Raw genomic sequence first — 8,253 nt, forward strand, 5'->3', positions numbered from 1 at the left:
GACGTCCCTGACGGCCCTCAGGAGCCCGGGATGAAGGCATCGAAGGCCGCGAAGGTCTGTTCGCGGTAGATGTCCGATTCCATCAGGAGTTCGTGCCGCGCACCCGGGATCGTGATCATGTGGCCGATCTTCAGGGTACGGGCGAAGCGCTCGGTCGCCGCGTTGGAGACGACCTTGTCGGCGCCGGCGGCGATGATCAGCGTCGGGATGCGGATGCGGTCGACGAAGTCGATATCGTCGAGCCGGATCATCGCGTCGGTGGCGGCGCGAATCCAGCCGATCGTCGGCGCACCGACGGTCAGTTCGGGATGGGCTTCGGCCAGCTTGGCGGCGCGGGCGAAGCGGCGCTCGTCGGAGCTCAGCCGGTTGCCGGCGAAGGGGCGCGGATAGAGCACATGCCGCGCCGCGCCCGGAACCTGCGTGCGGGCGAAGCCGAACAGCGCCAGGGCGCCGGCCAGCGGCCCGATCACCGTGGTCGGCCAGCCGTGGTCGCCGAAGCCCAGGAGCGGCGACAGCAGGACCAGGCGCCGGAAGCGCGTGCGCATGGCCGGCGCACTGCCGATCAGGATGGTGGCGCCGGTGGAATGGCCGACGCCGTAATAGGGCGGCGGGCAGTTCGGCATCACGACCTCGGCCATGACCGCCTCGAGATCGGCCTGATAGTCGCGGAAGTCGCCGACATGGCCGGCCGGACCGACACGGGGATCGCGCCCGGAGCCGCCCTGCCCGCGCAGATCGAAGGTCGCGACCGCGAAGCCGCGGACCTGGAGATCGCGCACCGTCTCGAAATATTTCTCCAGAAACTCGGCGCGGCCCTGCACGAGGACGACGGTGCCCTTCGGCGTGCCGGCCAGCGCCGGCCAGCGGGCGAAGCGCAGGCGGGTTCCGTCGGATGTCGCGATCTCGCCGCTTACCGCTCCGCCCGGGATGGGATTGGCCTCGTGATCGTAGATCGTCATGGCGGCTCCGGACGGGCGGTCCCCCAGACGGGGATGCCGGGCACGCGAGGGTGCCGGGATGGGCCGGGGTCTGACAGGAGGTCCCGGGTCGGACGGATGCCGGCAGCGGCCGACATCCGTCCTCCGAGATATCCGACCGGGCGCGCCGGCTCAACGGGCCTCGTCGCGGGAGCCGACGCGACGGGAGCCTAGCCCGAAGCCGGGCCGGGTCGGTTCGAACACCGCGCCATGAACCGTGAGCCTCCTTCAGGGAGCCTCCGCCGAGAGTCCCGAAGGTCGGCCATGGCGCAGCGATCGAAAAGACCATGGCCGATCGGCGCTGAATGCCTTGGGAATCGGCCGTTCATCCGCCGTTCAACCGGCCGGCCGTCGCCCGATCGACATCGCCCTCGGGCACCCCCTTGAAAGCCTCCGCGCCGCTTCCCACTTCATCGATGCGGACGCCGGTACCGGGTCCGCAAGGCCGATGCGAGGCATGGTCCATAGGACATGCCGAGGTTCCCCGAAGTATCGGACCTTCGTCCTGAAACAGTCGCTCACTCTGGAGGACTTGTCATGCGTGTTGATTTCGCTCCGCTCTATCGTTCCACCGTCGGCTTCGACCGGCTCTTCAATCTGATCGACTCGCTCGGCGCCGAACAGGGGCAGCCGACCTATCCGCCCTACAATATCGAGCGGACCGGCGAGAACGATTACCGCATCTCCATGGCGGTGGCAGGCTTCGGCGAATCCGACCTGACCATCGAGGCCAAGGAGAACGGGCTGACCGTGAAGGGCGACAAGAAGGACGACGCCAGCGGCAAGGAACTGCTCTATCGCGGCATCGCCTCGCGCGCCTTCGAGCGCCGCTTCCAGCTCGCCGACTACGTGGTCGTGAAGGGTGCCAGCCTGGAGAACGGGCTGCTGCATATCGATCTGGTGCGCGAGATCCCGGAAGCCATGAAGGCGCGTCAGATCCCGATCGCCGGCGGCGCCGCCAAGGTGCGGCAGATCGAAGCCCAGGCGGCCTGACGGTCCGGCCCTTCGCCGAACTTTGAGCACTCCAGGAGCGCCCCGGTCCGTCCGGGGCGCTTTTTCGTGCCGGGCCGGCCCCGCCGTCGCCTGTCGGTTGACTGCTGGCGGCTCCGGAACGTCGGCGGCTCGCCGGCCGCACGCGGCGCCTCACGCGGATCCGGGAGCGCCCCATCTCAGCCGATCGCCGGCCTAAGCCGGTCGCCAGTCTCAGGCGATCGCCGGTCTCAGCCGATCGACTGCCCGAAACGCGGCAGGGTGGAGGGGCGCTGGAAATCCATCAGCCGGTCGGCCGTTCCGGACCCGAACTCGCCGTCGATCGCCTGCTTCACACCCGTGCCCGCATCCTTCTGCCCCTGCACCCGCTGCCGCACGCTGTCGGGATCGCTGAACTTCGCCTGGAATTCCGGCGAGGCGAGCGAGAAGCGCGCATGGGTGTGCAGGGTCTTCTTCGTGTCGGAGAAGCTGACCGTCGACTTGTCGACCGTCGGCGCGGCCGTCTCCTGCGGTCCGGCCAGGGGCAGGCTCGGGCGGGGCGCGTTGGAATTGATGCTCGCCGTGGACATGGCGTGGTCTCCATCGGAATCCGGGACTCTTCGGACCCCGTGCGTCAGAGACGCAGGATTGTGTAGTCGGACAGGGAATCCGGCGGCAAGGCGGCCTCGCCCTCACGGCGCGCGACGAGGTCTCGCCACGCGACGCTGCGCGAACCGAAGGATTTCAGTGCGTAGACCAGGTCGTCGAGCGTCAGGCTCGCCGCCCCGAAATCGCACAGCAGCGTCAGGGACCCGCTGGTCCGGTCGAGCCCGATCCTGAGACCCCCGGTCGCCAGCCAGGCGAAGGTGGTTCTCAGGCAGAGCTCGAACAGAGCCTGCGGATCGCTGCGGCCGGGCGCACCGAGATCGGCGGACAGGACGAGAACGTCGCGATCCTCATCGAGTTCCGCGAAGATCTCGATGCCGTCCTCGACGCCGATATGCCAGAGGCGCTCAGCCGTATATTCGTTCACGATCAGAAGGTCGCCGGCCGGCCCGACCCGCGCCATCAGATCCTGGAGATGAGACAGGCTCGACATTCTCGTTTCCCTCGGCTGCCGAGACAGCGACCCGAGCCCCCTGACGCTACGACGGCGCAGGACCGGCTTCGGTGACGAAAATTACAGAATCGCTCAGCAATTTCGACCGGTTTCGAGTCCGTCCTGTCGCATAGCCGGCGCCCCGCCGACCAGAGCGACGAAACGATCGACCTCGGCGGGCTCGGTCCTGAAGCTGGTGACCAGCCGGTAGAGCACCTCGCCGGGACGCGGACGGTCGGCGACGGCGAGCCCGCTCGCCGGCCATTCGTAGAAGGTCGCCCCCTCGGCCCTGAGCGCGGCGGCGGTGGTCGGCGCCATGAAGGCGAAGACCTCGTTGGCCTCGGGCATCCAGGCGAGCCGGGCCGCGGACGCCCCGTCGAGCCCCGCGGCAAGGCGGGTCGCCATGGCGTTGGCATGGTCGGCGAGATCGAGCCAGTGCTCGCCGTCGAGCCAGGCGTCGAACTGGGCGGCGACGAAGCGGTGCTTGGAGACCAGTTGGGCGGCGCGCTTGCGCAGATAGCCGAGCGCCTCCTGGCGGGAGCGGTCGAACAGCACGATCGCCTCGGCCATCAGCGCCCCGCCCTTGGTGGCGCCGAAGGAGAGCACGTCGACGCCCGCCCGCCAGGTCAGCGTCGAAGGCGCAACCTGCAGCGACGAGATGGCGTTGGCAAAGCGCGCGCCGTCCATATGCACGGCGATGTTGCGGTTCTTGACGATCCCGGCCAGTTCGGCGACCTCGTCGGCGGTATAGACGGTGCCGAGTTCGGTCGACTGGGTCAGCGACAGAACCGCCGGCTGGACATGATGGACGACGCCCGCCGGCATGTCGTCGAGCGCCTCGACCAGTCCGCGCGGATCGATCTTGCCGCGCGCGCCGGCCAGCCCGACCACCTTGGTGCCGGCGAAGAATTCGGGCGCGCCGCATTCGTCGACATTCAGATGGGCGTCGCGATGCGCCAGGATCGCCCCCCAGGGCGGTGCGAAGGCCGCGGTCGCCAGCGCATTGGCGGCTGTCCCGGTGGCGACCAGAAACACCGCAACGTCGCGCTCGAAGAGATCCGACATCCGGACCTCCAAGCGCCGCGTGATCTCGTCATTGCCATAGGCCGGCGCCGGCCCCTGGTTGGCGGCGACCAGCGCCGCCATCACGGCTTCGGAGGCCCCTGCCCAATTGTCGGATGCGAAGATCATGCGCGGCCCCTCGTCTCGATCGCGGCCGTAGAGCTAGCGCATGTTCCCCGCGGACGAAATCGCCCGGGCGAAAGAAGTGCCGCGGATGACGGCGGAACGGGGAATTTCCCGGCCGCGTCCCGGCGGTCCCGATCGAGGGCGATGCCTGGTCTCGCGGCAGGGAGAGCCCCCGGCACGCGCGGCTCTGCAAACCGTCCGCCGGTTTCGGCAATAATATTGCGTTCTGGTGCGGCAATTTTTCCGTTTCGGACGCGAAAGGCGCTGATCGTCGCAAGAAAGATAGGCATCGGCAGAGATTGCGCCTTGCAGGGCGCGGGGAATTCTGGCATGGTCGGCGCGGATAGGACAGTAATGCTGTCCAATCTGGCCGGAAAGCTGGGGCAGGCTGCCGGCCGGAAGTGGGGCATTCAACTCCACCGGAAACCCTGCTATCGGGTTGCCGGTGGTTCGGTCGCGCGAAGACGCCATAAAGAGCGGGGACGCGACCAGTCCGGCCGATGCGGGGTATGCCTGCGCGCCGGATACCGTCGACCTTCCGAAATACCGGCGCGGCCGGCATCGACCGCCAGACGCTCGGGTCCCGCAACGGACCGGCGACGGGCGGAGGCGCCGACCGCGAAGGAGTGTGCCCGGAACTTGCATGGTGTGAGACGACGCCGCCACCGGCCGACGGCCGCGCGGCAGACAAGAGAGACGAGGACGTTTCCATGGCCAGGATCGAAGCTGAAGGACCCTTCGGTGCCGCTCGAGCCGGGACCCCGACCGCCACGGCGGCCGCGGGCGCGTCCACCGCTACCAAAACCCCGTCTCTCGGCCCGAACGGATTGCCGGAAGCCGGCGGACTGTTCGTCGATCCGCGTGGGCGCGACGCCTGCGGGGTCGGCTTCATCGCCAACCTGAAGGGCGTCAAGAGCCACGCGATCGTCACCGATGCGCTGAAGATCCTCGAGAATCTCGAGCATCGCGGCGCCGTCGGCGCCGATCCGCTGATGGGCGACGGCGCCGGCATCCTGGTCCAGATCCCGCACGTCTTCTTCCAGGAGGAATGCGCGAAGCTCGGCTTTGCGCTGCCCGAGGCCGGACAATACGGCATCGGCCAGATCTTCTTGCCGCGCGACGCTGCCGACTGCGAGCGCGCCGTCGGCATCATCCAGAAGGTGCTGCGCGAGGGGGGACTGAAGGTGCTCGGCTGGCGCGACGTGCCGGTCGACAATTCCTGCCTGTCCGACGGCGTCCGCGCCACCGAGCCGGTGCAGAAGCAGGTCTTCGTCACCACGACCGCCCGCCTCGCCGACCAGGACGACCTGGAGCGTCGGCTCTACATCACCCGCAAGACCATTTCGGGCCTCGTCTACGACGCGGACTGGAACGGCCAGACCAAGCGCGATCAGGACTCCTTCTACGTGGTGTCCTTCTCGTCGCGCACGATGGTCTACAAGGGCATGTTCCTGTCCTACCAGGTCGGCGCCTACTATCGCGACCTGCATGACGAGCGCTTCGTCTCGGCTCTGGCGCTCGTGCACCAGCGCTTCTCGACCAACACCTTCCCGTCCTGGAAGCTCGCCCATCCGTACCGGATGGTCGCCCATAACGGCGAGATCAACACCCTGCGCGGCAACGTCAACTGGATGTATGCCCGCCAGGCCTCGACGACCTCGAAGCTGTTCGGCGACGAGATCGAGAAGATCTGGCCGATCTCCTACGAGGGTCAGTCCGACACCGCCTGCTTCGACAACGCGCTCGAATTCCTGGTCATGGGCGGCTACTCGCTGACCCATGCGGTGATGACGCTGATCCCGGAGGCCTGGGCCGGCAACGCGCTGATGGATGAGGAGCGCAAGGCCTTCTACGAGTACCACGCCGCCATCATGGAGCCGTGGGACGGACCGGCTGCGATCTGCTTCACCGACGGCCGCTCGATCGGCGCGACGCTCGACCGCAACGGCCTCAGGCCGGCGCGCTACGTCGTCACCGACGACGATCGCATCATCCTGTCGTCCGAAGAGGGCGTGCTGCCGATCGCCGAGGAGACCATCGTCTCCAAGTGGCGCCTGCAGCCGGGCAAGATGCTGCTGCTCGACCTTGAGAACGGCCGCATCGTCTCCGACGAGGAGATCAAGCACCAGATCGCCTCGGCCCATCCGTACCGGGACTGGATCGAGAAGACTCAGATCGTCGCCGAGGACCTGCCGGAAGTGCCGGCCCAGGCCCCGAAGACGCTCGAGTCCCTGCTCGATCTGCAGCAGGCCTTCGGCTACACCCAGGAAGACGTGACGCTCCTGATGGCGCCGATGGCGACCACCGGCCAGGAGGCCGTCGGCTCGATGGGCACCGACACGCCGATCTCGGCGCTGTCGGACAAGTCGAAGCTGCTCTACACCTATTTCAAGCAGAACTTCGCCCAGGTCACCAACCCGCCGATCGATCCGATCCGCGAGGAACTGGTGATGAGCCTGGTCAGCTTCATCGGCCCGCGGCCGAACCTGTTCGACCTGGAAGGCGAGAGCGCGCAGAAGCGGCTCGAGGTGCGCCAGCCGATCCTGACCAACGAGGACCTGGAGAAGATCCGGGCGATCGAGGCGGTCGAGGGCTCGGGCTTCCGCACCATCACCATCGACACGACCTATCCGGCCGCCAACGGCGCCGCCGGCATGCGCCCGGCGCTGGACGCGATCTGCGTGCAGGCGGAAGCGGCCGTGCGCATCTCGGCGACCGGTCAGGTCTACAACATCATCATCCTGAGCGACCGCGCGGTCGGCTCGGGCCGGATCGCCATTCCGGCGCTGCTCGCCACCGCGGCCGTGCACCATCACCTGATCCGCCAGGGCCTCCGGACCCGGGCCGGTCTGGTCGTGGAATCCGGCGAGCCGCGCGAGGTGCACCATTTCTGCCTGCTCGCCGGCTACGGCGCGGAGGCGATCAACCCCTATCTGGCCTTCGAGACCCTGATCGCGATGCGGGAGGAGTTCCCCGACCCGCTGACCGAGAAGGAGATCGTCTATCGATTCATCAAGTCGATCGACAAGGGCATCCTGAAGGTCATGTCCAAGATGGGCATCTCGACCTACCAGTCCTATTGCGGCGCCCAGATCTTCGACGCAGTCGGCCTGGCGACTGACTTCGTGCAGCGCTACTTCTTCGGCACCCGCACCTCGATCGAGGGCGTCGGGCTGACCGAAATCGCCGAGGAGACCGTGCGGCGGCATCGCGAAGCCTTCGGCGACGCGCCGGCCCTGCGCACGATGTTGGATGTCGGCGGCGAATATGCCGTGCGCATGCGCGGCGAGGCGCATGCCTGGACGGCGCCGATCGTCACCGCCCTGCAGCATGCGGTGCGCGGCAACGTGCCGGAGAAGTTCCGCGAATATACCCGGCTGCTCGACGACCAGTCGCGGCGTCTGCTGACCATCCGCGGCCTGTTCCGCATCCGCAAGGCCGAGGAAATCGGCCGCACGCCGGTTCCCCTCGACGAGGTCGAGCCCGCCAAGGAGATCGTCAAGCGCTTCTCCACCGGCGCGATGTCGTTCGGCTCGATCAGCCGCGAGGCGCATACCACGCTTGCCATCGCGATGAACCGGATCGGCGGCAAGTCGAACACCGGCGAGGGCGGCGAGGAGGTGGATCGCTTCAAGCCGCTCCCGAACGGCGACAGCATGCGCTCGGCGATCAAGCAGGTCGCCTCGGGCCGGTTCGGCGTGACGACGGAGTATCTCGTCAACTCCGACATGATGCAGATCAAGATCATCCAGGGCGCCAAGCCCGGCGAAGGCGGACAGCTGCCCGGCCACAAGGTCGATGCGGTCGTCGCCAAGGTCCGGCACTCGACGCCCGGCGTCGGCCTGATCTCGCCGCCGCCGCACCACGACATCTATTCGATCGAGGATCTGGCGCAGCTCATCTACGACCTGAAGAACGTCAACCCGGATGCCGACGTTTCGGTGAAGCTCGGCTCTGAGATCGGCGTCGGCACGGTTGCGGCCGGCGTCTCCAAGGCGCGCGCCGACCATGTCACCATCG

General features: G+C 67.8%; 6 protein-coding genes. 2 read left to right on the top strand and 4 right to left on the bottom strand.

The features are described from left to right. Window positions 1–17: 17 nt before the first annotated feature. Window positions 18–959: an alpha/beta fold hydrolase gene (locus tag ABB55_RS08580; protein WP_054358444.1), complete on the bottom strand. Its 942-nt coding sequence runs from the start codon at window positions 957–959 to the stop codon at window positions 18–20. 555 nt (window positions 960–1,514) lie between these two features. Here ABB55_RS08580 and ABB55_RS08585 point away from each other — a divergent pair. Continuing rightward, window positions 1,515–1,970 (top strand): Hsp20 family protein, encoded by a 456-nt coding sequence (locus tag ABB55_RS08585; protein WP_054358445.1) that lies wholly within the window; start codon window positions 1,515–1,517, stop codon window positions 1,968–1,970. 227 nt (window positions 1,971–2,197) lie between these two features. Here the strand turns inward: ABB55_RS08585 and ABB55_RS08590 are convergent, their stop codons facing one another. The 3 genes from ABB55_RS08590 to ABB55_RS08600 form a co-directional block, all read right to left on the bottom strand. Beyond that, window positions 2,198–2,536 carry a hypothetical protein gene (locus ABB55_RS08590; RefSeq protein WP_054358446.1) on the bottom strand — a complete coding sequence of 113 codons (339 nt, stop codon included), beginning with the start codon at window positions 2,534–2,536 and terminating at the stop codon, window positions 2,198–2,200. Between the two features lie 44 nt (window positions 2,537–2,580). Next, window positions 2,581–3,045 carry a type III secretion system chaperone gene (locus tag ABB55_RS08595; RefSeq protein ID WP_054358447.1) on the bottom strand — a complete coding sequence of 155 codons (465 nt, stop codon included), beginning with the start codon at window positions 3,043–3,045 and terminating at the stop codon, window positions 2,581–2,583. A 93-nt stretch (window positions 3,046–3,138) separates the two neighbouring features. Continuing rightward, complete coding sequence (locus ABB55_RS08600) at window positions 3,139–4,236, bottom strand: threonine aldolase family protein (protein WP_054358448.1); 1,098 nt, start codon at window positions 4,234–4,236, stop codon at window positions 3,139–3,141. Window positions 4,237–4,943: 707 nt separating this feature from the next. Between ABB55_RS08600 and gltB the strand changes: the two genes are divergently transcribed. Then, on the top strand, window positions 4,944–8,253 hold a 3,310-nt coding region (gene gltB, locus ABB55_RS08605), incomplete at its 3' end, for a glutamate synthase large subunit (protein ID WP_083463467.1).

It is taken from the genome of Prosthecodimorpha hirschii, from assembly GCF_001305515.1.
GTDB classification, from domain to species: Bacteria; Pseudomonadota; Alphaproteobacteria; order Rhizobiales; family Ancalomicrobiaceae; genus Prosthecodimorpha; species Prosthecodimorpha hirschii.